This is a genomic window from Citrobacter sp. R4, assembly GCF_026719175.1.
GTDB classification, from domain to species: Bacteria; Pseudomonadota; Gammaproteobacteria; order Enterobacterales; family Enterobacteriaceae; genus Citrobacter_A; species Citrobacter_A sedlakii.
The window spans coordinates 218,525-245,088 of sequence record NZ_JAPPSU010000004.1; the positions used below are offsets into that span (position 1 = coordinate 218,525).

Consider the following 26,564-nt stretch of genomic DNA (forward strand, 5'->3'; position numbering starts at 1 on the left):
TCCCTTATTCTTGTTGCGCAAATTCAGCCAGCAGCGGCCAGCGTTTAATCGCAGCGGCAAGCTGTTCACGTTGGGATATATCGGTGTAATCGAATTCAGGCAATGAAAAAGCCTGGCTCAGGGCCAGGAAATCGTTTTGAAAGGTATAGCCTAAAGCTGAATCAGGCAGCGTATCGGGTTCGTTGTCAGACATATTTTTTTATCCCTTTGAATATACTCGCCATGCTTCAGACATTTTTTCTGTTTGCATTCAGCCCCCTTCCCAACGAAAATTGATGGCGTCAGAATCCGCGCATTTTCTGATTTTTCATCACTCAAAGAATACGAGTCATGGAATCGGAAAGGCCGACGTAAAGAGGCTTCCTGCCAGCCAAATTGATTCACATGCTAAATCTGATACGTTTTAATTTCAATGTTAGGTTTATTTCTGCGCTTTCGCTAGTAAACTGATAAGCAGACAAATAGCGACCCGAGGAACGCTGTGGACCCAGTATTTTCAATAGGTATCTCATCATTATGGGATGAACTTCGCCATATGCCAACTGGCGGTGTCTGGTGGGTTAACACTGATCGCAGTGAAGATGCTATCAGCCTGGCGAATCAAACGATTGCTTTTCAAACCGGGACTGCAAAAGTCGCGGCGATGAGTATGGGCAGCGATCCAGGGAAAGTTTTCAAATTAGACGAAACGCAAGGTCCGGAAAAAATTCAGTTATTTTCGATGCCAGATTCAGAGAAGGGACTATACTTTATGTCCCGCGATATACTCTGCTCAGTTGATCCTACCCATTACTTATTCATCCTTATATGCGCAAATAATGCGTGGCAAAATATTCCAGCGGAACGATTGCGTCAGTGGCTGGATAAAATGAATAAATGGACACGTCTTCATCGTTGTTCTGTTCTGGTGCTTAACCCTGGGAATAATAATGACAAACAGTTCTCGTTGTTAATGGGGGAATATCGCTCGCTGTCTGGTCTTGCCAGCTTGCGTTTTCAGGGCGACCAGCACCTGCTGGATATCGCCTTCTGGTGCAACGAGAAAGGGGTCAGCGCCCGCCAGCAGTTGACCATTCGCCATCGCCAGGGTCGCTGGGAACTGGCGCAAGAGGCCGAAGCCGATATCCAGCCCCGCAGCGACGAAAAGCGGATCCTCAGTAATGTGACCGTACTCGAAGGTGCGCCGCCCCTGTCGGAGCACTGGAAATTATTCGACAGTAATGAAGCATTATTCAATGAGGCCCGTACCGCCCAGGCGGCGACATTGGTCTTTTCTCTCCAGCAAAATCGTCAGATTGAACCGCTGGCGCGCAGCATCCACACCCTGCGCCGCCAGCGCGGCAGCGCGCTAAAAATTCTTGTGCGGGAAAATATCGCCAGCCTGCGCGCCACCGACGAACGTCTGCTGCTGGGCTGCGGCGCCAATATGGTGATCCCGTGGAACGCCCCGCTTTCCCGCTGCCTGACGTTGATTGAAAGCGTGCAGGGCCAACAGTTCAGCCGTTATGTGCCGGAAGATATCACCACCCTGCTGTCGATGACCCAGCCGATGAAGCTGCGCGGCTTTCAGAAGTGGGATGTCTTCTGTGACGCGGTGAATAATATGATGAGCAATACCCTGCTCCCCGCCGACGGCAAAGGGGTGATGGTGGCGCTGCGTCCAGTGCCAGGTATTCGCGTGGAACAGGCGTTAACGCTTTGCCGCCCACACCGTACCGGCGATATTGTGACCATTGGCGGCAACCGACTGGTGCTGTTTTTGTCGTTCTGCCGGGTCAACGATCTCGACACCGCCCTGAATCACATCTTTCCGCTGCCGACCGGCGATCTGTTCTCTAACCGCATGGTGTGGTTCGAGGACAATCAGATCAGCGCCGAACTGGTGCAAATGCGTCTGCTGTCGCCGGAGCTGTGGGGTCAGCCGCTGCCGCTCACCCAGGAGGTCAAACCCGTACTGAACGCTGAACACGATGGTAAGGTCTGGCGTCGAATTCCTCAGCCGCTGCGCTTACTGGACGATGAAATGGAGCGTTCATCATGATGACCATCAGCGATATTCTGCAAATCATCATCGTCTGCGCGCTGATTTTTTTTCCACTGGGCTATCTGGCGCGTCATTCTCTGCGCCGTCTCAGCAACACTGCCCGTCTGCTATTTGCTAAACCTCGTTATGTCAAACCGGCCGGAACATTGCGCCGCACGGTAATTCCCAGAGCGACCAAAAAATGACTCAACATACTCAACATGCCTCGCCGCCTTCGCCTCTCTGGCAATACTGGCGCGGACTTTCGGGCTGGAATTTCTATTTTCTGGTGAAATTTGGTCTGCTCTGGGCAGGCTATCTTAACTTCCACGCCCTGATGAACCTGGTGTTCATGGCGTTCCTGCTGATGCCGATTCCGCGCTACAGTCTGCATCGCCTTCGCCACTGGATCGCCATTCCGATAGGTTTTGCCCTGTTCTGGCACGATACCTGGCTGCCAGGGCCAGAGAGTATAATGAGCCAGGGCTCCCAAGTCGCGGCGTTCAGCACTGATTATATGCTCGATCTGGTCACCCGCTTCATTAACTGGCAAATGATCGGCGCGGTTTTCGTGCTGCTCGTGGCGTGGCTGTTTTTGGCGCAGTGGGTTCGCGTCACCGTTTTTGTGGTGGCCATAATGGTCTGGCTAAACGTTCTGACGCTGGCGGGGCCGAGTTTTTCACTGTGGCCTGCCGGTCAGCCGACCAACACCGTCACGACCACCGGCGGTACCGCGGCGGCCACGATCGCCACCGCTGAAGGCGCGCCGGTTGTCGGTGATATCCCGGCGCAAACCGCGCCACCGACGTCCGCCAACCTCAACGCCTGGCTGAACACCTTTTACAACGCGGAAGCAAAACGTAAAACGCCCTTCCCGGCGGCGCTGCCGGAAGATGCCCAGCCGTTTGAACTACTGGTGATCAACATCTGCTCGCTTTCGTGGTCCGATATCGAAGCGGCGGGGCTGATGTCGCATCCGCTGTGGTCGCATTTTGATATTCAGTTTAAGCACTTTAACTCGGCGACCTCTTACAGCGGTCCGGCGGCGATTCGCCTGCTGCGCGCCAGTTGCGGTCAGCCGTCACATACTAATCTGTATCAACCAGCCGGCAATGAATGCTATCTGTTTGATAATCTGTCGAAACTGGGCTTCGCCCAGCATCTGATGATGGGACACAACGGTGAGTTCGGCGGCTTCCTGAAAGAAGTGCGCGAAAACGGCGGTATGCAGGCTGAGCTGATGGATCAGAGTGGTTTACCGGTGCCGCTGTTGGGCTTTGACGGCTCGCCAGTCTATGACGATACGGCAGTGCTTAACCGCTGGCTTGAAACCACCGAAAAGGACAAAGATTCGCGCAGCGCAACCTTCTATAACACCCTGCCGCTGCACGATGGCAACCACTATCCAGGCGTGAGCAAAACGGCGGATTACAAAGCGCGTGCGCAGAAATTCTTCGATGAACTGGATGCGTTCTTTACGCAGCTCGAGAAGTCTGGCCGTAAAGTCATGGTGGTGGTGGTGCCGGAACATGGCGGGGCGCTGAAAGGCGACAGAATGCAGGTCTCCGGTCTGCGCGATATCCCCAGCCCGTCGATCACCAACGTCCCCGCCGGGGTGAAATTCTTCGGCATGAAAGCGCCGCATCAGGGCGCGCCGATTGAAATTACCCAACCGAGCAGCTATCTGGCCATCTCAGAACTGGTGGTGCGCGTGCTCGACGGCAAGATCTTCTCCGAAGATCCGGTTGACTGGACGAAGCTCACCAGTAATCTGCCGCAAACCGCGGCGGTCTCGGAAAACGCCAACGCGGTGGTGATTCAGTACCAGGATAAACCCTACGTGCGCCTGAACGGCGGCGACTGGGTGCCGTATCCGCAGTAAACGAAAAAGGCCGCAAGGATATCCCTGCGGCCCGGTTCGGGCGCATGTTGCCACTGCGGCAGGCAGGCGCCCGTCAGGGGATTAAGCCCCCGCAACGTTGCGCCTCACCGGGTTGCCCCGGCTTGCTGCGGATTCTACGGCAAGCGGTTTGCCTACACATCCGCCCGTGTTTTACTCTGCGTGGCGTCTCGCAAATCCTCAATCGGCTGGCAGTGTCTCCTGCGCTTCTGTAGAATTGCGTCCCCTTGCGGCCATGACGCCGTGAAGGCTATTTCTGGCAGGGGACTTCATGCAGCACGACACATCACTTTCTCATCTTAACGGCTCAGGCGAACAGGTTTCGCGCAGACTTCCTTTTACCCGCTACGACTTTGGTTGGGTATTGCTGTGCATTGGTATGGCGATTGGCGCGGGTACGGTGCTGATGCCGGTGCAGATTGGACTTAAAGGGATTTGGGTATTTATCACCGCGTCGCTTATCGCTTATCCGGCGACCTGGATCGTACAGGACGTGTATCTCAAAACGCTTTCGCAAAGCGAAACCTGCCATGACTACACCGACGTCATCAGTCATTATCTCGGCAAAAACTGGGGCGTTTTTCTCGGGGTGATCTATTTTTTGATGATCATCCACGGCATCTTTATTTATTCGCTTTCCGTGGTATTCGACAGCGCGTCTTATCTGCGTACCTTTGGCCTGACCCAGACCGACCTCTCCCAGTCGCTGCTTTTTAAAGCGGCCATTTTCGCGGCGCTGGTCGCTATCGCCTCGGGCGGCGAGAAACTGCTGTTCAAAATTTCCGGGCCGATGGTGGTGGTAAAAGTGGGGATCATCGTGGTGTTTGGCCTGGCGATGATTCCACACTGGAATTTCGCCAATATCACCGCCTTTCCCCAGGCTTCGGTGTTTTTTCGTGACGTCTTGCTTACTATTCCGTTCTGCTTCTTTTCGGCGGTGTTTATTCAGGTGCTGAATCCGATGAACATCGCCTATCGCAAGCGTGAGGCCGACAGGGTGCTGGCAACCCGGATGGCAATTCGCACCCACCGCATCAGCTATATCACGCTGATTGCGGTGATTCTGTTTTTCTCTTTCTCGTTTACCTTTTCCATCAGCCATGAAGAAGCGGTGTCGGCATTCGAGCAAAACATCTCCGCCCTGGCGCTGGCGGCTCAGGTTATTCCCGGTCCGGTGATCCATATCACCTCGACGGTACTGAATATCTTCGCCGTCCTGACCGCGTTTTTTGGTATTTATCTCGGTTTCCACGAGGCAATGAAAGGGATTGTGCTGAATCTGCTGGGTCGTATCGTCAACGTGGAGCGCATTCCTTCGCGCATGATCACGCTTGGGATCTGTGCGTTTATCGTGACGACGCTGGTGATTTGGGTCTCATTTCGCGTGTCGGTGCTGGTGTTCTTCCAGCTCGGCAGCCCGCTATACGGCATTGTCTCCTGCCTGATCCCTTGCTTCCTGATATACAAGGTCGCGCAACTGGAAAAACTGCGTGGCCTGAAAACCTGGCTGATACTGCTGTACGGCGTACTGCTGTGCCTGTCGCCGCTGCTGAAATTGATTGAGTAACAGAGAAAAGGCCGGATCAGGCGCAAGCGCCATCCGGCCTTGCGGGAAGGTTACGTCACCGGCTTCTGCCCATTCTCGTCCTGATCGACAGCAAAACAGGCGACCAGTTGACCGTTGTACTCCTTCAACTGCGGCTGCAACTGGGTGCAAGGGCCGAAGCGACGGCGGCAGCGCGCATTGAACGCGCAGCCGGGCGGTGGATTCAGCGGGCTGGGCAACTCGCCGGTCAGTTTGATACGTTCGCGACGCTCGTCCGGATTCAGACGCGGCGTGGCGGAGAGCAGCGCCTGCGTATACGGATGGCGCGGGTTGTTGAAAATTTGCTCCTTCGTCCCTTTCTCGACGCAACGGCCCAGATACATCACCATCACTTCATCGGCAATGTGCTCAACCACCGACAGGTCGTGGGAGATAAAGACGTAGGACAGCCCCAGATCCTGCTGCAAATCCATCATCAGGTTCAGCACTTGCGCACGGACAGAAACGTCAAGCGCAGAGACCGGTTCGTCGGCAATCACCACGTCCGGGTCCAGCATCAAACCACGGGCAATGGCGATACGCTGACGCTGGCCGCCGGAAAACATATGCGGATAGCGATCGTAGTGTTCGGTTTTTAACCCCACTTTCGCCATCATTGCCAGCGCTTTTTCGCGACGCTGCGCTTTGCTGAGCGACGTATTGATAAGCAGCGGCTCCTCCAGAATCTGCCCCACTTTCTTACGCGGATTCAGTGAACCATACGGGTTCTGGAACACAATCTGGATTTTCTGCCGACGCAGCTTCTGCGCCTGCGGGTCGTGCTTGAGCAGATCCTGCCCCTGATAGTACAGCTCGCCGCCGGTCGGCGTTTCGATCATCGTCAGCAGACGACCGAGCGTCGATTTCCCGCAGCCGGACTCGCCCACCACCGCCAGCGTTTTACCGCGCTCAAGGGTGAACGACACGCCGTCCAGCGCTTTCACCAGCCGTTCAGGAGAGAAGATCCCCTTCTTCACTGGATAATGTTTTTTCAGGTCGATGGCCCGCAACAGCGGCTGTTGCAAGGTGGCCTCGTGCGTACTCATAGTGTGGGCCTCCCGGCATCATCGAGTGGGTAGTGGCATTTTGACTGACGTCCGCCGTCCAGTTGGTTCAGCGCAGGTTCTTCTGCGCGGCAGCGATCGGTGGCATAGGGGCAGCGCGGATTGAGCAGACAGCCCGTGGGACGGTCGTATTTCCCTGGCACCACACCCGGCAAAGACGCCAGCCGCGCTTTGTCCTGAGCGAACTCCGGCAGCGCGCGAAGCAGCGCCTGGGTGTACGGATGACGCGGCGCGCGAAAGATATCGTGCGCATCGCCCGTTTCCACGACCTGACCGGCGTACATCACGATGATTTTATGCGCCGCTTCCGCCACCAGCGCCAGATCGTGCGTAATCAGCACCAGCGCCATGTTCTCTTTCTGTTGAAGTTCCAACAGCAGCTCGATGATTTGCGCCTGGATAGTCACGTCCAGCGCCGTCGTCGGTTCGTCGGCAATCAGCAGTTTTGGCCGACAGGCAATGGCCATCGCGATCATCACGCGCTGGCTCATCCCGCCGGAAAGCTGATGCGGATACACGTCCAGACGCGACGCCGGGTCCGGTATCCCCACCTGGGTCAGCAGGTCGATGGCCCGCTGACGGCGGGTTTTCTTGTTGCCGCCCTGATGTACCTTGATGGCTTCCATGATCTGGAAACCGACGGTGTAGCAGGGGTTCAGGCTGGTCATCGGGTCCTGGAAAATCATCGCCACTTCGGCGCCCACCAGGTTGCGCCGCTCTTTCTCAGAGATGCGTTTCAGATCCTGATCGTTAAACACCAGGTTTTCGGCGTTTACCCGCCCGGGATAGTCAATCAGCCCCATTATCGCCAGTGAACTGACGGACTTACCGGAACCTGACTCGCCAACGATACCGACCACTTCGCCCTGATTCACGCTGTAACTAATCCGGTCTACGGCGCGGAATTCGCTGCCTTCGTCGCCGAAGTGCACCGATAATTTATCTACATTTAATAACGCCATCTCGAACCTCTTACTGCTTCAGCTTGGGATCGAGCGCATCACGCAGACCGTCACCCATCAGGTTAAATGCCAGCACCGTCAGCAGGATCGCCAGACCCGGGAAGGTCACGACCCACCAGGCGCTTTGCGCAAACTGCAACACGTCGGAGAGCATGGTGCCCCACTCCGGCGTTGGCGGTTGCGCACCCATGCCGAGGAAGCCGAGTGCGGCCATATCGAGAATGGCGTTAGAGAAACCGAGCGACGCCTGAACGATCAGCGGCGCGAGGCAGTTCGGGAAGATATTGATGAACATCTGACGCATCGCGCCAGCGCCCGCCACGCGGGAAGCCGTCACGTAGTCGCGGTTCACCTCTACCAGCACCGCCGCGCGGGTAAGCCGGACATAGTGCGGCAGGGCGACAAAGGTCAGCGCCAGCGCGGCGTTACCGATTGACGGCCCAAAGACCGCTACCAGCACCAGCGCCAGCAGCAGGCTCGGCAGCGCCAGCATGATGTCGACCACGCGCATGATGACGTTATCAACAATGCCGCCAAAGTAACCGGCAATCAGCCCGAGCACGATGCCCATCACCAGCGACAGCACCACCACCAGGCAGCCGACCAGCAACGACAGGCGCGCGCCATACATCAGTCGCGACAGCACGTCGCGACCCACATCGTCGGTACCCAGCAGGTGCGCCAGACTCCCGCCTTCCTGCCAGGCCGGCGGCGCGAGCAGCGCATCGCGAAACTGTTCCGCCGGGTTATAGGGCGCAAGAACGTTGGCGAATACCGCAATCAGGATCATGATGACGACATACGCCAGGCCAACAACCGCGCCTTTGTTGCGTTTGAAATAGTGCCAGAACTCCTGTAGCGGGGTCATCGGCACCGGTGCGGCAATAACTTTATTTTCAGTAACCTGTGACATGATGGCCCCTTACTTCTTATGACGAATACGCGGGTTCACCACGCCGTACAGCAGGTCAACCAGCAGGTTGACGAGGATAATCATCGTCGCCACCAGCAGCACCCCGCCCTGTACCACCGGGTAATCGCGTCGTTGCAGCGCATCAATCAACCAGCGTCCGAGGCCAGGCCACGAGAAGATGGTTTCGGTCAGAATGGCGCCCGCCAGCAGCGTGCCCACCTGCAGGCCAATCACGGTGACCACCGGCAGCATGGCGTTGCGCAACGCGTGAATAATAATGACCCGCATGCGGGTCAGCCCTTTGGCGCGGGCGGTACGAATGTAGTCTTCACCCAGCACTTCCAGCATCGACGAGCGGGTCATACGCACGATGACCGCCAGCGGAATCGTGCCGAGGACCATTGCGGGCAGAATCATGTGCGCAACCGCATCAATAAAGTTGCCCTCTTCGCCCCAGATGGCGGTGTCGATCAGCATAAAACCGGTCAGCGGATTGGTATCGTCAAGAAACACCATGTCGCTGACACGCCCGGAAACCGGCGTCAGGTTCCAGTGTACGGAGACCAGCATGATCAGCATCATCCCCCACCAGAAGATCGGCATGGAATAACCGGTCAGCGCCAGGCCAACAGCGGTGTGATCGAAAATGGACCCGCGCTTGACGGCGGCCAGCACACCGACCGGAATGCCCACCGCGGTGGCGAAAATCATGGCGCAGACGCCAAGTTCTAGCGTCGCTTTAAAGCGCGGCACGAACTCGTCCCACACCGGCAAACGGCTTTTCAGCGAGATGCCTAAATCACCCTGCATGACTCCCCAGATATAATGGAGGTACTGCTGCCACATCGGTTTATCGAGACCGAGTTCAGCCAACAGTTGAGCATGACGCTCAGGGGAGATACCACGCTCACCCGCCATGATCATCACCGGATCGCCGGGGATCATATGGACAAACGCGAAGGTGAGAAGGGTGATACCGATAAACGTAGGGATGACGAGTCCCAAACGTCGGAGAATGAACTGCAACATAACCCGGATTCTCTCTCAGGACGCACGGCGTGGAACCGTGAGTCTGTATTGCTCACAAATCTTATCCCTTCCCGCTTACAGAGAAGGAATAAAGCACTGCTGCCGGGTGGCGCTACGCCTGCCCGATCTTCGGGGGCGTAGCGCTTACCTGACGATAGCGTTTAATTATTCGACAGAGACGTTATCGAAGTGGTGTTTGCCTAACGGATCCACCACATAGCCTTTGACTTCTTTACGCACCGGCTCATATACGGTGGAGTGAGCGATGATCAGGGCCGGTGCCTGCTCGTTCATTACCACCTGAGCTTGTTTGTATAGTTCAATACGCTTGTTGTGATCATCGGTGGCGCGCGCCGGCTGAATCAGATCTTCAAACGGCTTGTAGCACCAGCGAGAGTAGTTGGAACCGTCTTTCGCCGCCGCGCAGCTGAACAGCGTCGCGAAGAAGTTGTCCGGATCCCCGTTATCGCCGGTCCAGCCCATCATGACCGCCTGATGCTCACCCGCTTTGGCGCGTTTCAGGTACTCACCCCACTCGTAGGTGACAATTTTGGCCTGCACGCCGATCTTCGCCCAGTCCGCCTGAATCATCTCCGCCATACGGCGCGCGTTCGGGTTGTAAGGACGCTGTACCGGCATTGCCCACAGTTCGACGGTGAAACCTTTGTCCTGCCCTGCTTCTTTCAGCAACGCTTTCGCTTTCTCAGGGTCGTAGGTGTAGTCTTTGATATCGTCGTTATAACCCCACATGGTTGGCGGGATCAGGTTCTTGGCCGCGACGCCCGCGCCCTGGTAAACGGCTTTGATGATCGCTTCTTTGTTCACCGCGTAGGTCAGCGCCTGACGCACTTTGACGTCATCAAACGGTTTCTTCTCGGTGTTGAACGAGAGGTAACCCACGTTCAGACCCGCCTGCTCCATCAGGTTGATGTTTTTATCCTGCTTCATGCGCGCGATGTCTGCCGGGTTCGGATACGGCATCACCTGGCATTCGTTCTTCTGCAGTTTGGCATAGCGCACAGAGGCGTCAGGCGTGATGGAGAAGACCAGGCGGTCAATTTGCGGCTTGGTGCCCCAATAGCCGTCAAAGGCTTTATAGAGGATACGGGAGTCTTTCTGGTACTGCTGCAACTGGAACGGACCGGTGCCGATAGGGTTCAGATCCACTTTTTCCGGCGTACCGGCTTTCAGCATGTTGTCCGCATATTCTTTAGAAAGAATAGAGGCAAAATCCATCGCGAGGTCGGCGAGGAACGGCGCTTCCGGACGCGTCAGCACAAACTGGACGGTCATATCGTCCACTTTTTTCACTTCGCTGATCAGATCGGGCAGGCCCATCCCTTCGAAATATTCATAGCTGCCGCCGGACACTTTATGGTACGGGTTTTGCGCGTTTTTCTGACGATCGAAGGAGAAGACCACGTCGTCGGCGTTCATGTCGCGCGTCGGTTTGAATTCTTTGCCGGATTGCCACTTCACGCCAGAACGGAGGTGGAAGGTGTAGGTTTTCCCGTCTTCACTGATTTCCCATTTTTCCGCGAGGCCTGGGATCACTTCGGTAGTGCCGGTTTTAAATTCCACCAGACGGTTATAGATTGGTACTGAACTGGCATCATAGGTTGTGCCAGAGGTAAAGAGTTGCGGGTTGAACCCTTCAGGAGAACCTTCTGAACAATAGACCAGGGTTTTAGCCTGTACGCTTGCTGCGACGGTCATAGCCACCAGGCTCAGACCAAGCTTCAGCATCCCTGACTTCTTCAAGGAAATACTCATTCTTCTGCTCCAAATGTGATGTTGTTGTTTTACCCTTTGCAGTGGGTTAGCGCCGCCTGGCCTTTTTTATTTTTGACCGGCCGGGTCGGCGTGATGAGGTGGGGATTCCATTCACTTAAACGACTGAGTTGCAGCGCGGATTCTCCATGAAATGCCCCTCATGCCCTACAATCTGTCAACAGAATGTGAAAACGTCAATACAGCTAACCGCGTTTTACGACAACGGTGAGAATTGACAAACAAAGATTAAAAAAACTCCAGAGGGGTATTTTCAGCAGAGAAATTTATGCTACGCGCGTAATGCCAGAATATAAATCTTAATATTTCGCAACATTTGGTGATTAAGTTTTGTGCAGATTATGAAAAATTTCTGACGAAATGCTGTATATCTGAGCGATTAATGCCATGAACGTTAAAACGCACAGCGGAAAATGCTGGGGTCAGCCATAAGTAACGCAAAAAAAGATTGATGCAAAGATAAAAAAAGACAATGGAATATGTCACATAATCGTTAACGGATAGTGAGAAGTAAGGCGCAATTTTTGTAGCAAAAATGAAGATGGCAGAGTTTCGAATTGGGTCGGTGATCGCTCGGGTCGAACCTCTTCCCCCGGAGGTTCTCATCCTCATTGGCTTCAAATGCAAAAAGCCCTGCTCGTTGAGCAGGGCTTTAAATTTGGTCGGTGATAGAGGATTCGAACCTCCGACCCCTTCGTCCCGAACGAAGTGCGCTACCAGGCTGCGCCAATCACCGAATGCGGGGCGCATCTTACTGCTCAGGCGCGCCCCCGTCAATCCCTTAGTCGCAAAATGCCATTTAATCGGCGAGAAAGTCGTCAGGCCGCTTATTGTGCGGCAACTTTCTTCCCGTCAGGGACATGGCACCAGTTGTTATACTCGTTAATCCCGCCGTTGGGCGAGGTGTAACCGAGACAACCCATAATCGTGTCGTACAGCTCAACGTGACGACGCGGCACCTTCATTTCCGCCTCTTTCTTCAGATGCGCGAATGCCTGCGCGTTGGCCGGATTCTCGAGATATTTGTCCGACATCCAGACCATCATCGGTACGCGGAACTGCTCCGGCGGCGCCAGCTTACGCGGCGTGCCGTGCAAATGCTCGCGCTCGTTAATCGATTCGCCGTGATCCGCCGCGTAGAACACAATCGCTTTCTTATCGCGCACCTGATCAATCACCCTATCGATAAAGTGGTCCACATAGGTTATGGAGTTATCGTAAGAGTTAATCATCAGGTCCTTCGGACACTTACGGTCGATGGCATAACATTCCGGCTTCCACTGGGCGAACTCGCGCGGGTAGCGCTGAGTGTAGTTATAGTGGGAACCTTTGGTATGCAACACAATCAGATGTTTGCCCTGCGGGTTATTCTCCAGGGACCGCGAAACTTCGTTCACCAGCAGCATATCATCCACCGCTTTGCCCCGGTTGCGCGGCTCCGCAGCGATCTGCTCGCGATAGGCGATGTTGTCGGCCATCGTGTTACTGTAGAACCACATCTCGCTCTGCATCGCGTACAGATCGGCGCTAAAACCTAACTGTTTAAGCACTGCAAATACGTTTTGCTCTTTCAGCGTGCGCTGTGGATTATCCTCCGCCCCGCCCTGACGCACGAACATGCAGCGCAGCGACAGCTTGGTGGCGGTATCGCAGGAGTAGCCGCGGTACATTGCCAGATTCTTCTCTTTCGCAAGCTTCGGCGTGGTATCACGTTCATAGCCCAGCATGCCCATGTGATCCCAACGCGTGGTTTCGCCAATGATGAAAATCACGTAGGTGTCATCAAGATTCTGGGTTGGCGTATACGTGAATTTTTTCGCCGGATTGATAAGCGATTTGTTATCTGACGATTCATCAACCTGCGCCCAGGCGTACAGGCCCAGTGCGGACAGCCAGTTTGTTGGCAGATACGAGTTCGCCAGCACCCCGCCGTAGCTTGGCATGTCGACGCCAGCGATGCGATCGGCGCGCTTCTGGTGCAGCTCCAGCAGGCGAATCGGCGCCCACACCAGAAAAGCCGCCATCAGAACGGTGAGCGCGCTGCGCCAGCGTACTTTTGGCGTACAAAGCTGACGCAAAAAGGTGTCCGTCGAGCGGTTAAACCAGATCAACACCAGCGGGATGAGGCTTACGCCAGCCACCCAAAGAATAAACGTCCAGCCAACAACCTCTTTTGACAGGTCGATATCGGTGGTCATGACTGAAGCCACAATACCGTAACCAATCATGACATTCATAAAGGTCATGTAATAGCTTGCGCCAGCGGAGATCAGCACCAGTAGCGAAGCCAGAACGCGCCAGGCCGTACGGCCTAACAGGGAAAAGAGACGTAAAAAGAAGAAGGTAGCCAGCACCGTGCCAGCCAATTCAACAACCGCGGCGATTCCATTCCATACGGTAAAATCCTGCGCATAACCGTCAAACCGACGGAAATAAACCGCGCCATTCATAAACAGACCGATATAGACGGCAAGCAAAATGCTCAGCTTTTGCTGCGTCATCGACGTAATGTATTTCATGCAAGCAAGCCCTGGAAATCGAGGGGTAAACACAGCCTGCGCTTCGGCTAACCCAGCCGGGCAGGACAAATTGCGAAGGTAGTCAGACAGGAAAGATCTACACGCGCGGCTAAGTAGACCACAAGGAAGGGAAAAAGTGGCAGCAGATAATGTGATCGAAGCAGATTTTTACAAATATTCAAGTTTGAAAACGGATTTTTCACGCGACTGCTAATAACAAAAAGACCAGCCACGCGGCTGGTCCTGTCATTGTTTATTTTATTCAGGCATGCGCCATATTCATTACATCGCGTTTTGGCTGGCGAATGGTGGTAGACAGCGCCAGCGAGAGAATCAGCAGGGCGAAAATCACGCAGAAGGTGACGTAGAAGCCACCGAACAGCGAGGCGATGATCGAACCGCAGATGCTGCCGATGCCAAAGCCGAGGTAAATCACGCCATAGTTTTTCGCCAGATTATTCAGGCCGAAGAATTCGCTCACCAGCGACGGGAAGACAGTGATGGTGCCGCCAAAGTTAAAGGCGACGCAGGCAATAGCGGCAAAGAAGGTTATCGCGTTCAGCGGCGCAAACAGCAGAGCGGCCATCCCCACCAGCGACACCACCTGGCCAATCGTAATAACGCGAATGCGGGCAATTTTGTCCGACAGGATCCCCAGCACCAGACGACCAGACAGGTTTGCGATAGAAATAACCGTCACCGCATTGGCCGCAGACGCGACGTCCATATGCGCCAGGCCCTGCGCAATATCTTTCGCCACGCCGATCACGTACAAACCGCTCATACACGCCGTCAGGAACATGACCGCCAGCATCCAGTACTGCGGTTTACGCATCGATTGCGCCAGCGTGTAATCATTTTCCACAACGCCATTCCTGGTTTTGACCTCCTGGTTCGGCGCATCTTTCATCAGCGTGGCGCCAAAGACAATCATTACCAGCACAATCGCACCCCAAATTACGAAGGTTTTTTCCAGACCGACGGTCGCCAGCAGTTGACTGTCGATGAATTTAAAACCCAGGCTGCCCAGACCATAGGAGCCAATGGCGAAAGCGGAGATCAGCCCCTTGCGCTCCGGGAACCACTTCACACAGTTGGACAGGGTTAACAGGTAGCCTGCGCCATCCGCCAGTCCCACCAGCACCCCAGCGCTCAGCCACAGCATCATCAGATTCGAAGAATGTGCGGTCAGGAAGAAGCCCAGCCCAAGCAAAATGCCTGACGCCATCGTCACCCGTTTAACGCCAAATCGCTCCTGTAACTTTCCGGCAACGGAAGATGAGATCGCCAGCCCCAGGCTTAGCAGGCCAAAAGAGAAGGCGACCTGGCTGACGGGTTCATCCAGTTTTTCGGACAGTACGCCGTTAAACAGGCTCCAGGTGTAAACAGAACCCAGGGCAAACTGCGTAATAATGGTGCCGATAAGGGTCAACCAACGGGTGCGCTGATACGTTGAAGTTTTCATGGCAGTATTCCTGCATAAACAAAAGGGGAAATTCACTGCCGACAACCATAACGAAATGCATTTTATGCGGGGAAAAAACGGCATGAAGTGCCGTCAGAACGGAATGAAATGCCTGGAATCTGGAATGAATGACGAGACATATATTCAGCAAGCTGATTTTTATATTGTAAGTTAGTACCCACTACCATTACATGCCATGTTATGGCTAAGGTGTAGTTGTAAATTCAAGGTTAAAATCTGGCGCTGACTCCCATCGTATACAGGTAATCGGTGGTGTTGGGCGTATTTTCCGCCTGAGTGAGCGCTGCGTAAGCGGCCATGTGCGGATTAAGCAGCATATCCGCCCCCACGGTCACATCCAGCCAGCTGTTGTCTTGTGAGGTAGCCGCCATGCGGCTTAGCCCGGACTGCGCTTTCCAGATGCTATCGCCATATTGCTGGTTATAGCTGACCTGCGCCCACGGTCTGATCTCGCCAAATTGCGAATTCACCCGCCAGCCCAGCGTACTCACGCTGGCATGCCATAACGGATCGGCGGACAAATTCATCACGCTGTCGCCAAATTCGTTATATATCGATGTAGTAGTACCGTCGTAATGGAGCGCGGCGACCGGCCCGGTCATCACCGTCTCTGAAACCGGGAAATTCCAGCCCATGCTCATGCCACTGGTCGCCTCATGGGGCGACGCATCCGCAAAGTTAACGCTCAAGCCCGGCACGTTTTGCGAGGATTTGATCCGTTCCGCCAGGATGTCGTCATAACGCGGTTGGTGATCGCTGTCCCAGGTATAGCGTTCAGTCGTATGTCCGGATGGCGCTTCGGCGATATATTCTTGTTGCCACGCACTGGCGGTATTGATGTATAGCGAACAGGCCACCACGCTCGCCAGCAGAACGATTTCCCGGCGACCACCGTCTTTTTTTGTCATCATCAATGCGACTCCAGAGGAGAGCCGAAATCGGCGATATTATTGTCATTGTGAGAAGGATGACAGGCTAAAAGCCCTGTATTAAATATTGTCTTTTTCGCAGACGCGTCAAGGCGCGCAGAACGAAATTTTTAAGGCAATTCAGAGAGCGAGGGAAAGTATGGAACGATGCGGCTGGGTCAGCCAGGACCCGCTTTATATTGCCTACCATGACAAAGAATGGGGCGTCCCCGAAACCGACGGTAAAAAACTGTTTGAAATGATCTGCCTTGAAGGCCAGCAGGCCGGCCTGTCGTGGATTACGGTGCTGAAAAAACGCGAGAACTATCGCGCCAATTTCCACCAGTTCGATCCCGTTCGCGTGGCGGCGATGCAGGAAGAGGATGTCGAACGGCTGCTGCTCGACCCGGGCATCATCCGTCATCGCGGAAAAATTCAGGCCATCATTGGCAATGCCCGCGCCTGGCTTGCGATGGAGCAAAACGGCGAACCATTTGCGCAGTTCGTCTGGTCATTTGTCGACCATCAACCACAGGTGACGCAGGCCGCCACGCTGAGCGAGATCCCAACCTCTACGCCCGCCTCCGACGCGCTGTCAAAAGCGTTGAAAAAACGGGGCTTCAAATTCGTCGGTACGACCATTTGCTATTCCTTTATGCAGGCGTGCGGACTGGTCAATGACCATATCACCGGCTGTTTTTGCCACCCGGGAGAAAAATATGATTCGCGAATCCCGTAGCGCCGACAGGACGTCGATTCTGGCTCTGTGGCTGGAAAGCACGATCTTTGCCCATCCGTTTATTGCTGAACACTACTGGCGCGAGAGCGAAACGATCGTGCGCGACGTGTATCTGCCCGCCGCCAGAACCTGGGTGTGGGAGGATAACGACGTTCTGAAAGGGTTCGTTAGCGTACTGGAAGATCGTTTTTTAGGCGCGCTGTTTGTCACGCCTGACGCACTGCGCAGTGGGATCGGCAAAGCGCTGGTGCGGTATGTGCAACAGCGCTTTACGCAGCTGAGTCTTGAGGTATATCAAAAAAACCAGAACGCGGTGAACTTCTACCATGCGATGGGCTTTCGTATTGAAGATAGCGCATGGCAGGAGGATACCCAGCATCCCACCTGGATTATGAGCTGGCAGGCGGATCAAACGCCGTAAGCGTCAGCGCGGGGCCGCAATATTTCTCCAGCCACGCCAGCGCGGTGTTCCCCGCGCAGCCGTTGCCCAGTCGGGAACTGGGCAAATCTTTGGTCAGCACGTTCACCGCGCCGTTTTTGCAGATGCCTCCGGCGGCAGGATCCAGATCCGGCCATGCTCCTTCGTGAATGCAGATCACGCCCGGCTTAATGCCAGCGCTCACCACGGCCCCTGCGAGAATCTGCCCGCGATCATTCCACACCCGCACCGTATCGCCGTCACGGATGCCGCGCGCCAGCGCGTCGTCGGGATGAATTGTAACCGGTTCACGATCCGCCACCGCATAGCGTTCACGCAGTTCGCTGTAATTAAGCTGGCTGTGCAGACGATGGGCCGGATGCGCCGACAGCACCTGAAGCTGGCCTTTCTGCGCATTGCCGTGCCACTCGTCCGGCGTCAGCCACATCGGGTGCCCGGGACAATCCGCATAGCCGTAACCGGCAATGCGCCGGGAATAGATTTCGATTTTGCCGCTGTCGGTTTTTAACGGATGCGCAGCCGGGTCACGACGGAAATCAGCAAAACGCACAAACCGCGCGTTGTCCGGGTTTTCCGGCATTTCTATCAGCTGGTTGGCTTCCCAGAAAGTCGCAAACGGCGGCAATGTTACCTGCTGGCTGGCCCCACGCTGGGCAGCGATGTTGTAGAATGTCTCCAGCCATTCCCGTTCGCTTTTCCCTTCGGTAAAACGTTGTCCGCCGCCGCGCTCCCAGCGCTCGCTCAGTTCGGCAAACACGTCAAAATCATTGCGCGCTTCATACTGCGGCGGCACAACTTGTTTCATCGGCACCAGATGTTGGTTGCTGTAATCGCCAGTCATGGTGAGATCGTTGCGCTCAAAGGAGGTGGTGGCGGGCAGTACAATGTCGGCGTGTTTAGCGGCTGCGGTCCAGAAGCATTCGGAAATCACCACCAGCTCCGGCTTCTGCCAGGCACGAATCAGTCGGTTGGTGTCCTGATGATGGGTAAAGTTGGCGCCACCCGCCCACCAGACGAAACGGATATCCGGAAAGTGACGATCCATGCCGTTATGCTGATAAGACGCGCCGGGGTTTTCCAGCGCGTCGACAATGCGCGCAACCGGGATTTTATCCACCGCATCAGTGCCGCCAGGCAAGCTCCCCTGCATTGAGGCCAGCACGGCGGAGCGGCGCGTCGGATTTCCACCGTTGGCGAAGTGATAAGAGAGACCAAAACCGCCCCCCGGGGTACCGATTTGCCCAAGCATTGCCGCAAGAGTGACAATCATCCAGTGCTTTTGCTCGCCGAACTGCTGACGCTGCATTCCCCAACCGGCCATCAGCATAGTGATGTTATTGTGAAAAATCGCCGCCAGTTCGCGGATTTTTTCTGCCGGAATGCCGCAAATGTCGGCCGCCCACTCAGCGGTTTTGGCTATGCCGTCGCGCTGTCCGGTGAGGTATTCAGCAAATAGTGAGTAGCCCGTGGTGTAGCGCGCCAGAAATGTCTGATCATGCCAGCCGTTTTCCACCAGCGTGTGGGCAATACCGAGCATTAGCGCCACGTCAGTGCCCATGTGCGGCGCGATCCATTCCATGTTATCGCCAAAAAAATCGACGGTTTCCGATCGCATAGGATCAATGCAGATCACCCGTTTGCCGCTGCGCCGCAGCGCATCAAAGTAAGCGATTCCCTTTTCATCCGAAGCGTTCCAGGCAATTTTTAGCGTATTCAGGGGATTGGCGCTCCAGAGTACAACCACATCGCTGTGTTCCAGCACAACGGGCCAACTGGTCTGCTGCTGATAAACCTCGCTGCCGCCTACCACATACGGCATGATGGCCTGCGCCGCGCCGGTGGAATAATCCCCCAGATGCCCGGTGTATCCCCCTGCCAACGCCATATAACGCTGCAACAGCGTGGCGGCTTTGTGCAGCACGCCGTTGGAGCGCCAGCCGTAGGAACCGGCAAAAATAGAGGACGGGCCATAGGTATCGCGAATACGTTTGTGCTGCTTATGGATAAGCGCCAGGGCGTCGTCCCAGCTCACCCGCACAAATTCATCCTGTCCCCGCACGCCCTGTGGCCTTTCCGGCGAGGCAAGAAAACCTTTACGCACCATGGGATAACGCACCCGGGTTTTGCTGTGTACCTGATCGCGAACTGCGCTTTGCAGCGAATTGGGATGCTCCGTGGGCAGCGCGCCGCGGGAAGAAATGACTGTCTCTCCGTCTGTTTCCACGAGGACAGGCCCCCAGTGGGCCGCGGTTAACACCGGTTTGTGCGTTGGCAAAATGGCGCTCCTGAAGAGGGGTAGATGTATTTCTCTGTTCAATGTTACTTACAAATTTCAGAGAGATCCCTGGAATTTTCTTCAACTTCACACGTCATAATCTACCGCCACGCTTGCCGTGGTAAAAATAAGAAAGACATTAAGGAATTAAGATGAAGAAACGTGTTTTAGTCATTGCCGCTATCGTGAGCGGCGCGCTGGCGGTATCTGGCTGCACAACCAACCCCTACACCGGTGAACGCGAAGCGGGTAAATCCGGCGTCGGCGCCGGGATTGGCTCGCTGGTTGGCGCGGGCATTGGGGCGCTGTCATCCTCGAAGAAAGATCGCGGCAAAGGCGCGCTGATAGGCGCAGCAGCCGGCGCGGCGCTGGGCGGCGGCGTGGGTTATTACATGGACGTGCAGGAAGCGAAGCTGCGTGAAAAAATGCAGGGAACCGGCGTGAGCGTCACGCGCAGCGGCGACAACATCATTCTGAATATGCCGAACAACGTCACCTTTGACAGCAGCAGCGCCACGCTGAAGCCAGCGGGAGCGAACACGCTAACGGGTGTTGCGATGGTACTGAAGGAATACCCGAAAACCGCCGTCAACGTCATTGGCTATACCGACAGCACAGGCGGCCACGATCTGAATATGCGTCTGTCGCAACAGCGTGCCGATAGCGTTGCCAGCTCGCTGATCGCTCAGGGCGTAGACGCTAACCGTATCCGCACCAGCGGTATGGGTCCGGCGAACCCGATCGCCAGCAACAGCACCGCGGAAGGCAAAGCCCAGAACCGCCGCGTCGAAATCACCTTAAGCCCTATTCAGTAATTCTTGTGCCGGATGGCGGCCTGAACGCCTTCCGGCCCGGAAAATCGATTCCCCTACCCGCCAGGCGTAGCGCCACCGGGTATTTTCGCGCTAAGGTATGCTCATCTAAAGTAAGGAAATCAGCGATGAGCAAATCAGGGCGCCCCACCATCAGCGACGTGGCGAAAGCGGCAAAAACCGGTAAAACCAGTATTTCACGCTATCTGAACGGCGAAAAGCATCTGCTTTCAGAGGCATTGCTGGCGCGTATTGAAAAAGCCATTGCTGATCTCGACTATCGCCCAAGCCTGATGGCGCGCAGCCTGAAGCGAGGCCGCACCCGTCTCATCGGCCTGATTATCGCCGATATCACCAACCCTTACTCCGTTAACGTGCTCAGCGGTATAGAAGCCGCCTGCCGCGAGAAGGGTTTTACCCCACTGGTCTGTAACACCAACAACGAAGTGGATCAGGAGTTGCACTACCTTGATCTCCTGCGCAGCTATCAGGTCGAAGGGATTGTGGTGAACGCTGTCGGTATGCGCGAGGATGGCTTAAACCGTCTGCAACAATCCGCGCTGCCAATGGTGCTGATCGACCGGAAAATTCCTGACTTCGCCTGCGACGTGGTGGGACTGGATAACACGCAGGCCGCAACCACCGCCACTGAGCATTTGATCGAGCAAGGCTTTGAGGCGCTACTGTTTCTTAGCGAGCCGTTAGGGACCGTCAATACCCGCCGCGAACGCCTCAACGCTTTTCGCGCCACGCTGGCGCGCTACCCTGGCGTGGTCGCAGAGAACGCCGAAGTCCCGCTGGCGGAAAACGCGCAGTTAGATAACACCTTGCGTCAATTTCACCAGCAGCACCGTGGCATGCGTAAGGCGGTTATTTCGGCTAACGGCGCGCTGACGTTGCAGGTCGCCCGTTCGCTGAAGCGCATTGGCCTCAACTGGGGCAGCGACATCGGCCTGCTGGGCTTTGACGAGCTGGAATGGGCAGAGCTGGCGGGTGTTGGCATCACCACGTTAAAACAACCCACCTGGCAGATTGGCTACGCCGCGGTAGAGCAGGTAGTCCGCCGCATAGAAGGCGGCAGCGAGGCTATCCATGAGCAGGTTTTTTCCGGCGAGCTGATCGTCCGCGGTTCTACCGCCCGTTAATCTCCCTTCGTGATGGCGATCATAATTTCGACACACTACACTTTTCTTTGGAACCGGTTCCATCTAGCGTAATAAAAAGCACGCCAGATCGGGGGTCCTCATGCAAAGAAAAATTATGGTGGTCACCGCCGCGTATGGTTATGACACCGTACGCGATGCGGGCGGACAAATCGCGATGCTGCCGGTGATCGCCAACGCCGGCGCCGACGGCGTTGAGATACGCCGCGAGATGTTTACCGACGCGGAACTGAACGCCCTGCCGGCGCTGGCCTCAGCCATCGAAAGCGTCGGGCTGCAGGCCTGCTACTCCGTGCCGCAACCGCTGTTCGTCACCGACGCCAGCCTCAACCCGCAGTTACCCGCGCTGCTTCAGGAAGCGCAAACGCTGCGTGCGCTGTGGCTGAAAGTTTCACTCGGCCATTTTCAGCATACTGATTCGTTTGACACGCTGCGCGACTGGCTCACAAGCAGCGGCATGGCGCTGGTGGTGGAAAACGACCAGACCGCCTGCGGTCGTCTTGAATCAATGCGGCGCTTTAACGCCGCCTGCCAGCAGCAGGCGCTTGCGGTGCAGTTGACGTTTGATATGGGCAACTGGCTGTGGGTAGGCGACTCGCCGGAAGAGGCCGCTAATGCACTGGCGTCCTCTGTTGGATACGTCCACGTTAAGGCAGCGACACGGCACCACGACAGCTACCGCACTATCCCGCCGGATCGGGCCGACCCGCGCTGGCTGGCGCTTCTCTCAGCGCTGCCTGCACACGTACCGCGCGGTATCGAGTTTCCGCTGGAAGGGGCCGATCTGACCGCCGTCACCCGCCGCTACGTCGACGTTTTACGCAAGGAGTAACCCATGAAAAATGCACTGGATGTCATCACCCTTGGCGAAGCGATGGCGATGTTTGTCGCGACAGAAACCGGGGATCTGGCGGACGTCGATCGCTTTATCAAGCGCGTTGCCGGCGCCGAACTGAATGTTGCGACCGGACTGGCCAGGCTCGGCCTGAAGGTCGGCTGGGTAAGCCGGGTAGGAAACGACAGTTTCGGGCGCTTTGTGCTTAACACCCTGCAAAAAGAGGGGATTGACGCCTGTGGCGTAACCGTTGACAACGGTTACGCTACGGGCTTTCAGCTGAAATCGAAAGTTGAAAATGGAACCGATCCCATTGTGGAGTATTTTCGTAAAGGCTCTGCGGCCAGCCGTCTTTCACTGGAAGATTTTGACGCAGAATACTTCTCCCGCGCCCGTCATTTGCACCTGAGCGGCGTGGCGGCAGCGCTGTCCAGCAGTTCATATGAATTACTGGCGCATACCGCACGCACCTTTAAGGCTCAGGGAAAGCGTATATCTTTCGACCCCAACCTGCGCCCAACGTTGTGGAAAAGCGAAGAAGAAATGGTCGAGAAGCTCAACCGTCTCGCCTTTCAGGCCGACTGGGTGCTGCCGGGCTTGAAGGAAGGAATGATATTAACCGGCCAGCAGACGCCGGAAGGGATTGCGGATTTCTACCTGCGTCACGGCGTGAAGGCCGTGGTGCTGAAAACGGGCGCAGACGGCGCCTGGTATAAAACCCACGACGGTGAAAAAGGCAGCGTTGCGCCGGTCAAGGTGGACAACGTTGTAGACACCGTCGGTGCCGGAGATGGTTTCGCCGTCGGTGTTATCAGCGCCCTGCTGGAAGGCCGCACGCTGGCTCAGGCAGTCGCCCGCGGCAATAAAATTGGCGCGCTCGCGATTCAGGTACAGGGCGACAGCGAAGGTTTACCCACACGTGAAACGTTAGGCGAATAACGTCACGTCATGATAACGGCCCCCTGTACCCTACAGACAGCGGCGGCATAAACAACAGAGGTTGACTATGGCAAGCTCAACAAATGCAGCAAAACGCTGGTGGTACATCATGCCAATCGTGTTTATCACGTACAGCCTGGCGTATCTTGACCGCGCAAACTTCAGCTTCGCTTCCGCAGCGGGCATTAACGAGGATCTCGGGATTACCAAAGGGATCTCATCGCTGCTCGGCGCGCTGTTCTTCCTGGGCTATTTTTTCTTCCAAATCCCCGGCGCGGTGTACGCCGAGCGCCGCAGCGTGCGCAAGCTGATCTTCGTCTGTCTGATCTTATGGGGCGGCTGCGCGTCGTTGACCGGCGTGGTCAGCAACATTCCCGCGCTGGCCGCGATCCGCTTTATCCTTGGCGTGGTCGAAGCCGCAGTTATGCCCGCCATGCTGATTTACATCAGCAACTGGTTTACTCGTTCGGAGCGTTCCCGCGCCAACACGTTCCTGATCCTCGGCAATCCGGTGACTGTGTTGTGGATGTCGGTGGTCTCTGGTTATCTGATCCAGGCGCTCGGCTGGCGCGAGATGTTTATCATCGAAGGCGTTCCCGCCATTCTGTGGGCATTCTGCTGGTGGGCGCTGGTTCGCGACAAACCGGCGCAGGTCGGCTGGCTGTCCGATGCGGAAAAAACAGCGCTGCAAACCCAACTCGAACAGGAGCAACAGGGCATCAAGGCCGTCCGTAACTACGGCGAGGCGTTTCGCTCCCGTAACGTTATCCTGCTTTGCCTGCAATATTTTACCTGGAGCATCGGCGTGTACGGCTTCGTGCTGTGGCTGCCATCCATTATTCGCGACGGTGGCGCGAACCTCGGCATGGTCGAAGTCGGTTGGCTTTCCTCCGTGCCGTACCTGGCAGCAACGGTCGCGATGATTCTGGCCTCCTGGGCATCGGATAAATTGCAGAACCGCAAACTGTTCGTCTGGCCGCTGCTGCTGATTGCCGCTTTCGCCTTCATCGGCTCCTGGGCGGTCGGCGCGAATAATTTCTGGGCCTCGTACATCCTGCTGGTGATTGCCGGGGCGGCGATGTATGCCCCGTACGGGCCTTTCTTCGCCATCATTCCCGAAATGCTGCCGCGTAACGTCGCTGGCGGCGCGATGGCGCTCATCAACAGTATGGGCGCGCTGGGTTCGTTCTTAGGCTCATGGTTCGTCGGCTACCTGAACGGCGTCACCGGCAGCCCGTCCGCCTCGTACATTTTTATGGGGGTGGCGCTTTTCGCCTCCGTATGGCTAACTCTGATTGTCAGACCCGCGAATAATCAGCAGTTACCGACTGGCGCACGCCACGCGTAAAATCACATTCATGGAGAGTCGTATGAAGCCGTCCATTATTCTCTATAAAGCGTTACCCGACGATTTACTGCACCGCCTGGAAGAACATGTCACCGTTACCCAGGTGCCGAATCTGCGCCCGGAGACGGTTGAACAGTACGCCCAGGCGTTTGCCAACGCGGAAGGTCTGCTCGGCTCCAGTCAAACCGTCGACAGCGCGCTGCTGGAGAAGATGCCGAGGTTGCGTGCCGCCTCAACCATTTCCGTTGGTTACGACAATTTTGACGTGGAGGCGCTGAACGCGCGTAACGTGCTGCTGATGCACACGCCGACCGTACTGACGGAGACCGTGGCCGACACGATCATGGCGCTGGTGCTGGCGACCGCCCGCCGGGTGGTGGACGTCGCCGAACGCGTTAAAGCGGGCCAATGGACCAAAAGTATTGGCCCTGACTGGTTTGGCACTGATGTACACCATAAAACGCTGGGGATCGTCGGTATGGGACGTATTGGTCTCGCGCTGGCGCAGCGTGCGCATTTTGGCTTCAGTATGCCGGTTCTTTACAACGCCCGCCGCCGCCATCCCGAAGCGGAAGAACGTTTCAACGCGCGTTACTGCGATCTTGATACGCTAGTGCAGGAAGCAGATTTTGTCTGTCTGATCCTGCCGCTGACCGACGAAACGCATCATCTGTTTGGCGCGGAACAGTTCGCCCATATGAAGCGTTCGGCTATTTTCATTAATGCCGGGCGCGGTCCGGTGGTCGACGAAAAGGCGCTGGTGACCGCCCTGCAAAACGGTGAGATTCAGGCCGCCGGTCTGGATGTGTTTGAACAGGAGCCGCTGCCGGTTGACTCTCCATTGCTGTCAATGCACAACGTCGTGGCGGTACCGCATATCGGCTCGGCAACGCATGAAACCCGCTACAACATGGCGGCCTGCGCGGTGGATAATTTGCTTGACGCACTGCAAGGAAAGGTCAGGAAGAACTGCGTGAATCCGCAGGTGGCGGGGTAATGGATACCCCTGCCGGAGGGCGGCGTCGCCTCGTCCGGCAGGGGTGTGAACTGGCCCGACCGGCCACTTCGCCCTCGGGCTTTTAACGGTTACTGAACGGCATTCACCGCCGCACTCCAGGCCTGGTTAAAAGCCTGGTGCTGCGAAGCCAGCGGTCCAATCAATGTATTGTACTGGCTTGCCTGCTGCGAAGTCGGGAACTGAATACCATTCGCCACGAAGCTCACCTGGGTGTCCTGCTGCGCGATAAAATCGCCCACCTGCACCAGTTGCTGGGTAAAGATTTGCGCGGCCGGGATCAGCGGCTGTAACGCCTCGGCTGGAGTAGTTACCACTTTTTTATACGCCTGATCGAACACCGGCTTCAGATCGTCGCCCTGTTTCAGCGCGCCATGCGCCGCATCGGCCTGCAGCTTCGCGTTCTGTAGCTGTTGGCCCAATACGCCCAGCGAACCGTTTAAGTCGCGCAGAGGCCCGCGTTGCGTGACATAATCCTGCGGCACACGGATGGCGTTTACGCTATCAACGACCGGGCGCAGACCGGCGTCCATCGCCTGATTCACCTGCTGCGAATAGCCGTACAAAATCGCGTAATCAGATACAAACGGACCGAATGTTTTTTTCTGATCGGCAGTCAGTGTCGGTAAGCGCTCACCGCTACGCATCACCGTATTCTGCAGAAAATCGATAAACGCTTTACGCTGATCGCCTTCTTTATCAAAACACCCACTCAGGCTAACTACCATTAATAACGCCGCAAGAGGCGCAAACCAGCGAGAGCAGGACTTACCTGTCGCCATTTTTATACTCCTTTCACCCAAAAATGCGCACAACGCA

General features: G+C 55.9%; 23 protein-coding genes and 1 tRNA gene. 12 read left to right on the plus strand and 12 right to left on the minus strand.

The genetic code is table 11. From position 1 onward, the window contains the following. Positions 1-4: 4 nt before the first annotated feature. Positions 5-193, minus strand: a complete 189-nt coding sequence (bcsR, locus tag OOJ60_RS11665) for a cellulose biosynthesis protein BcsR (RefSeq protein WP_042286759.1) — start codon at positions 191-193, stop codon at positions 5-7. Between the two features lie 288 nt (positions 194-481). Between bcsR and bcsE the strand changes: the two genes are divergently transcribed. From bcsE to OOJ60_RS11685, 4 genes are all read left to right on the plus strand, one after another. Next, the gene (gene bcsE / locus OOJ60_RS11670; RefSeq protein WP_205612596.1) at positions 482-2,041 is read left to right on the plus strand and encodes a cellulose biosynthesis c-di-GMP-binding protein BcsE; all 1,560 of its coding nucleotides are present in this window, start codon (positions 482-484) and stop codon (positions 2,039-2,041) included. Further along, on the plus strand, positions 2,038-2,229 hold the full coding sequence (gene bcsF / locus OOJ60_RS11675) for a cellulose biosynthesis protein BcsF (protein WP_205612597.1): 192 nt from the start codon (positions 2,038-2,040) through the stop codon (positions 2,227-2,229). The genes bcsE and bcsF overlap by 4 nt, the downstream gene beginning before the upstream one ends. After that, on the plus strand, positions 2,226-3,905 hold the full coding sequence (bcsG, locus tag OOJ60_RS11680; protein ID WP_060570224.1) for a cellulose biosynthesis protein BcsG: 1,680 nt from the start codon (positions 2,226-2,228) through the stop codon (positions 3,903-3,905). Before bcsF ends, bcsG begins: the two co-directional genes overlap by 4 nt. Positions 3,906-4,194: 289 nt before the next feature. Next, the gene (locus tag OOJ60_RS11685) at positions 4,195-5,490 is read left to right on the plus strand and encodes an amino acid permease (protein ID WP_042286772.1); all 1,296 of its coding nucleotides are present in this window, start codon (positions 4,195-4,197) and stop codon (positions 5,488-5,490) included. Between the two features lie 50 nt (positions 5,491-5,540). Here the strand turns inward: OOJ60_RS11685 and dppF are convergent, their stop codons facing one another. The 9 genes from dppF to OOJ60_RS11730 all read right to left on the minus strand — a co-directional run bounded on the left by dppF (position 5,541) and on the right by OOJ60_RS11730 (position 16,183). Further along, on the minus strand, positions 5,541-6,554 hold the full coding sequence (gene dppF, locus OOJ60_RS11690) for a dipeptide ABC transporter ATP-binding subunit DppF (RefSeq protein WP_042286774.1): 1,014 nt from the start codon (positions 6,552-6,554) through the stop codon (positions 5,541-5,543). Then, entirely contained in the window at positions 6,551-7,534 is a 984-nt protein-coding gene (dppD, locus tag OOJ60_RS11695; protein ID WP_042286777.1) for a dipeptide ABC transporter ATP-binding protein, read from the minus strand. Before dppD ends, dppF begins: the two co-directional genes overlap by 4 nt. A gap of 10 nt (positions 7,535-7,544) precedes the next feature. Further along, entirely contained in the window at positions 7,545-8,447 is a 903-nt protein-coding gene (dppC, locus tag OOJ60_RS11700; protein WP_042286779.1) for a dipeptide ABC transporter permease DppC, read from the minus strand. Positions 8,448-8,456: 9 nt separating this feature from the next. After that, positions 8,457-9,476 (minus strand): dipeptide ABC transporter permease DppB, encoded by a 1,020-nt coding sequence (gene dppB / locus OOJ60_RS11705; RefSeq protein WP_042286783.1) that lies wholly within the window; start codon positions 9,474-9,476, stop codon positions 8,457-8,459. A gap of 165 nt (positions 9,477-9,641) precedes the next feature. After that, a complete protein-coding gene (gene dppA / locus OOJ60_RS11710) occupies positions 9,642-11,249 on the minus strand; it encodes a dipeptide ABC transporter periplasmic-binding protein DppA (RefSeq protein WP_042286785.1) in 1,608 nt (535 codons plus the stop codon). A gap of 677 nt (positions 11,250-11,926) precedes the next feature. Continuing rightward, positions 11,927-12,003: transfer RNA gene (locus OOJ60_RS11715), tRNA-Pro, on the minus strand. A gap of 91 nt (positions 12,004-12,094) precedes the next feature. After that, positions 12,095-13,786, minus strand: coding sequence for a kdo(2)-lipid A phosphoethanolamine 7''-transferase (eptB, locus tag OOJ60_RS11720; protein ID WP_060570226.1), 1,692 nt, complete (start codon positions 13,784-13,786; stop codon positions 12,095-12,097). Between the two features lie 262 nt (positions 13,787-14,048). After that, entirely contained in the window at positions 14,049-15,251 is a 1,203-nt protein-coding gene (locus OOJ60_RS11725; RefSeq protein ID WP_181822357.1) for an L-lactate MFS transporter, read from the minus strand. Positions 15,252-15,481: 230 nt separating this feature from the next. Then, positions 15,482-16,183 carry an autotransporter domain-containing protein gene (locus OOJ60_RS11730; protein ID WP_042286794.1) on the minus strand — a complete coding sequence of 234 codons (702 nt, stop codon included), beginning with the start codon at positions 16,181-16,183 and terminating at the stop codon, positions 15,482-15,484. 157 nt (positions 16,184-16,340) lie between these two features. On the opposite strand from OOJ60_RS11730, the gene tag reads away from it, so the two are divergent. Then, on the plus strand, positions 16,341-16,919 hold the full coding sequence (gene tag / locus OOJ60_RS11735) for a DNA-3-methyladenine glycosylase I (protein WP_042286797.1): 579 nt from the start codon (positions 16,341-16,343) through the stop codon (positions 16,917-16,919). After that, positions 16,900-17,340 carry an N-acetyltransferase gene (locus tag OOJ60_RS11740; protein WP_205612598.1) on the plus strand — a complete coding sequence of 147 codons (441 nt, stop codon included), beginning with the start codon at positions 16,900-16,902 and terminating at the stop codon, positions 17,338-17,340. The genes tag and OOJ60_RS11740 overlap by 20 nt, the downstream gene beginning before the upstream one ends. Here OOJ60_RS11740 and OOJ60_RS11745 read toward each other — a convergent pair. Next, positions 17,309-19,633: a molybdopterin guanine dinucleotide-containing S/N-oxide reductase gene (locus OOJ60_RS11745; RefSeq protein WP_233470891.1), complete on the minus strand. Its 2,325-nt coding sequence runs from the start codon at positions 19,631-19,633 to the stop codon at positions 17,309-17,311. The genes OOJ60_RS11740 and OOJ60_RS11745 overlap by 32 nt on opposite strands. Before the next feature lie 152 nt (positions 19,634-19,785). Between OOJ60_RS11745 and OOJ60_RS11750 the strand changes: the two genes are divergently transcribed. From OOJ60_RS11750 to ghrB, 6 genes are all read left to right on the plus strand, one after another. Continuing rightward, positions 19,786-20,448, plus strand: a complete 663-nt coding sequence (locus OOJ60_RS11750) for an OmpA family lipoprotein (protein ID WP_042286803.1) — start codon at positions 19,786-19,788, stop codon at positions 20,446-20,448. Between the two features lie 125 nt (positions 20,449-20,573). Further along, the gene (locus tag OOJ60_RS11755; protein ID WP_042286807.1) at positions 20,574-21,590 is read left to right on the plus strand and encodes a LacI family DNA-binding transcriptional regulator; all 1,017 of its coding nucleotides are present in this window, start codon (positions 20,574-20,576) and stop codon (positions 21,588-21,590) included. A gap of 100 nt (positions 21,591-21,690) precedes the next feature. Beyond that, complete coding sequence (locus tag OOJ60_RS11760) at positions 21,691-22,440, plus strand: sugar phosphate isomerase/epimerase family protein (RefSeq protein WP_205612599.1); 750 nt, start codon at positions 21,691-21,693, stop codon at positions 22,438-22,440. 3 nt (positions 22,441-22,443) lie between these two features. Further along, positions 22,444-23,382 (plus strand): sugar kinase, encoded by a 939-nt coding sequence (locus tag OOJ60_RS11765; RefSeq protein ID WP_205612600.1) that lies wholly within the window; start codon positions 22,444-22,446, stop codon positions 23,380-23,382. Between the two features lie 67 nt (positions 23,383-23,449). Further along, positions 23,450-24,730 carry an MFS transporter gene (locus OOJ60_RS11770; protein ID WP_042286817.1) on the plus strand — a complete coding sequence of 427 codons (1,281 nt, stop codon included), beginning with the start codon at positions 23,450-23,452 and terminating at the stop codon, positions 24,728-24,730. A gap of 22 nt (positions 24,731-24,752) precedes the next feature. Then, positions 24,753-25,727, plus strand: coding sequence for a glyoxylate/hydroxypyruvate reductase GhrB (gene ghrB, locus OOJ60_RS11775; protein ID WP_060570233.1), 975 nt, complete (start codon positions 24,753-24,755; stop codon positions 25,725-25,727). An 89-nt stretch (positions 25,728-25,816) separates the two neighbouring features. Here the strand turns inward: ghrB and OOJ60_RS11780 are convergent, their stop codons facing one another. Then, positions 25,817-26,527 (minus strand): DUF3053 domain-containing protein, encoded by a 711-nt coding sequence (locus tag OOJ60_RS11780; protein WP_205612601.1) that lies wholly within the window; start codon positions 26,525-26,527, stop codon positions 25,817-25,819. Positions 26,528-26,564: the final 37 nt, after the last annotated feature.